This window comes from Mycobacterium sp. (assembly GCF_035653355.1).
Taxonomy (GTDB): domain Bacteria; phylum Actinomycetota; class Actinomycetes; order Mycobacteriales; family Mycobacteriaceae; genus Mycobacterium.
On sequence record NZ_DASRBZ010000508.1, the window covers coordinates 1 to 2907 of the forward strand.

The window sequence follows — 2907 nt, forward strand, 5'->3', positions numbered from 1 at the left end:
AAGGCGGGGCTCATCGCGCCGCGGTTCACCATGCGCCAGCAAACGAGCACGTTGATGCCTATCGATTTTTCGACGCTGCCCTCCCGCTACCCGTACACGCTGATGATTTCGCAGGCCACCACCGAGAAGCTGCTCGTCGAACGGCTCACCGAGCTCGGCGGTGAAGTGGTCCGGCCCAAGATGCTCGCCCACCTTGCCCAGGACCGCGACGGCGTCACGGCCACCTTTGACGACGGCGCGGAAATCCGGGCACGGTACGTCGCCGGGACCGACGGCATGCACAGCACGGTTCGCGAACTTGCCGGGATCGGCTTCGCCGGCGGCGAGTATCCCGAATCTTTTGCGCTGGCCGACGCCCGGCTGTCCGGCGCGGCGCCCGACGACGAGGTCATCCTGTTCTACGCCGTCAGCGGTCTCACTGTCCTGGCGCCACTCCCCGGCGGCATTCACCGGATCGTCGCGCCGACCTTCGACGCACCAGAGGAACCGTCGGCGGAGTTCGTCCAGTCGTTGTTGGACAACCGCGGCTTCGGCCCCGGCCGCACCCAGGTGCGAGAGGTGCTGTGGGGATCGCGGTTCCGGATCCACCACCGCGTCGCCGACACCTACCGGACCGGTCGATTGCTGCTGGCCGGCGACGCTGCCCACGTGCACAGTCCAGCCGGCGGGCAGGGCATGAACTTGGGCATCCAGGACGCGGTGGACTTGGCTGACGCGCTCGGCGAGGTGCTGGACGGCGGCTCCGACACAGCGCTCGACGCCTACAGCGCGGCTCGCCGGCCGATAGCGCGCCAGGTGCTCGCCACCACCGGGCGGTTGACCCGACTGGCGACCCTGCCCAAAGTGGCGCGTCCCGTCCGCAACGCAGCGATGCGGCTGGCCGCCCAGGTGCCAGCAGTGCGCAGCGGGCTGGCCTGGCGGCTCTCAGGTCTGGTCTACCGCTGAGCGCCGGCAGCGCAGCGTGCAGCATCCCACAGCCAAGCCGGTTCATCAGGCAAGATAGGCGCATGGACACTGGTGCAACCACACCCCGGGTTTTGGTTGTCGACGACGACTCGGATGTGTTGGCCTCGCTGGAACGCGGACTGCGACTGTCCGGATTCGAGGTGTCCACCGCGGCCGACGGGGCCGAGGCGTTGCGCAGCGCTACCGAAACCCGGCCCGACGCGATCGTGCTGGACATCAACATGCCGGTGCTGGACGGCGTCAGCGTGGTCACCGCGCTGCGGGCCATGGACAATGACGTTCCGGTCTGCGTGCTCAGTGCGCGCAGCTCGGTCGACGACCGGGTGGCCGGGCTGGAAGCTGGCGCCGACGACTACCTGGTCAAACCGTTCGTGCTGGCCGAGCTCGTCGCGCGGGTGCGCGCGCTGCTGCGCCGCCGCGGCTCCACCGCGACGTCGTCGTCGGAAACCATCACGGTGGGCCCGCTGGAGGTCGACATCCCGGGCCGGCGCGCCCGGGTCAACGGGATCGACGTCGACTTGACCAAGCGCGAGTTCGACCTGCTGGCCGTGCTGGCCGAGCACAAGACCGCGGTTCTGTCGCGCGCCCAGCTGCTGGAACTGGTGTGGGGCTACGACTTCGCCGCCGACACCAACGTCGTCGATGTGTTCATCGGATACCTGCGGCGCAAGCTGGAGGCCGGCGGCGCACCACGGCTGCTGCATACTGTTCGAGGGGTGGGGTTCGTGCTGCGCATGCAGTGACCCCGAAAAGACGATGCACCTATGAACCTTCTCTCCCGAATCTTGACCCGTACGCCATCACTGCGCGCACGGGTTGTGGTCGCGACGGCGATCGGCGCGGCGATCCCAGTGCTCATCGTCGGAACCATCGTCTGGGTCGGGATCACCAACGACCGGTTGTACTGGTTGGACCGCCGCCTTGACGAGGCGGCCGGCTTCGCCGTGCCGTTCCTGCCCCGCGGCCTGGACGAGATCCCGCGCTCCCCTAACGACCAGAACACCGTCATCACCGTCCGCCGCGGCAATCAGGTGACGTCCAATTCCACCGTCACGCTGCCCAAGCTGAACCACGACTACGCCGACACCGACATCAACGGCAAGCGCTACCGCGTGCGTACCGTGGAAATCCCGGCGCCGCAGCCGATGTCGGTCGAAGTCGGCGCCACCTACGACGAGACCATCGCCGAAACCAACAACCTGCACCGGCGGGTAATTCTGATCTGCGCCTTCGCTATTGCCGCGGCGGCAGTGTTCGCCTGGCTGCTGGCGACTTTCGCGGTGCGTCCGTTCAAACGGCTGGCCCAGCAGACCCGGTCGATCGACGCCGGGGACCAGGCGCCGCAGGTGCAGGTGCGCGGCGCCAGCGAGGCCGTCGAGATCGCGGAAGCCATGCGGGGCATGCTGCAGCGCATCTGGGACGAACAGAACCGCACCAAGGAGGCGCTGGCGTCGGCTCGCGACTTCGCCTCGGTGTCGGCCCACGAGCTGCGCACGCCGCTGACCGCGATGCGCACCAACCTGGAAGTGCTGGCCACCCTCGATCTGCCCGACGACCAACGCAAAGAAGTCCTCAACGACGTGATCCGCACCCAGTCACGCATCGAGGCCACGCTGAGCGCGCTCGAGCGGCTGGCCCAGGGTGAGCTCTCCACGCGGGAAGACCACGTACCGGTCGACATCACCGAGCTGCTGGACCGTGCCGCGCACGATGCCATGCGGGTCTACCCCAATCTCGACGTATCGCTGGTTCCCTCGCCCACCTGCATCATCGTGGGGCTACCGGCGGGATTGCGGCTGGCCGTCGACAACGCGATCGCCAACGCGGTCAAACACGGCGGCGCCACCCGGGTTCAGCTGTCGGCGGTCAGTTCACGGGCCGGCGTGGAGATCGCGATCGATGACAACGGCACCGGTGTGCCCGAGGAAGAGCGACACGTGG

Annotated in this window: 3 protein-coding genes; all 3 read left to right on the top strand. The window is 68.1% G+C overall.

Going from position 1 to position 2907, the window contains the following annotated elements; translation table 11 throughout:
- Nucleotides 1-945 (top strand): FAD-dependent monooxygenase (locus tag VFA16_RS17450; protein ID WP_324969024.1); only part of this gene is annotated, 945 nt, incomplete at its 5' end.
- Between the two features lie 62 nt (nucleotides 946-1007).
- The gene (prrA, locus tag VFA16_RS17455; RefSeq protein ID WP_083087649.1) at nucleotides 1008-1709 is read left to right on the top strand and encodes a two-component system response regulator PrrA; all 702 of its coding nucleotides are present in this window, start codon (nucleotides 1008-1010) and stop codon (nucleotides 1707-1709) included.
- Nucleotides 1710-1730: 21 nt separating this feature from the next.
- Nucleotides 1731-2907 (top strand): HAMP domain-containing sensor histidine kinase (locus tag VFA16_RS17460; RefSeq protein ID WP_324969025.1); only part of this gene is annotated, 1177 nt, incomplete at its 3' end.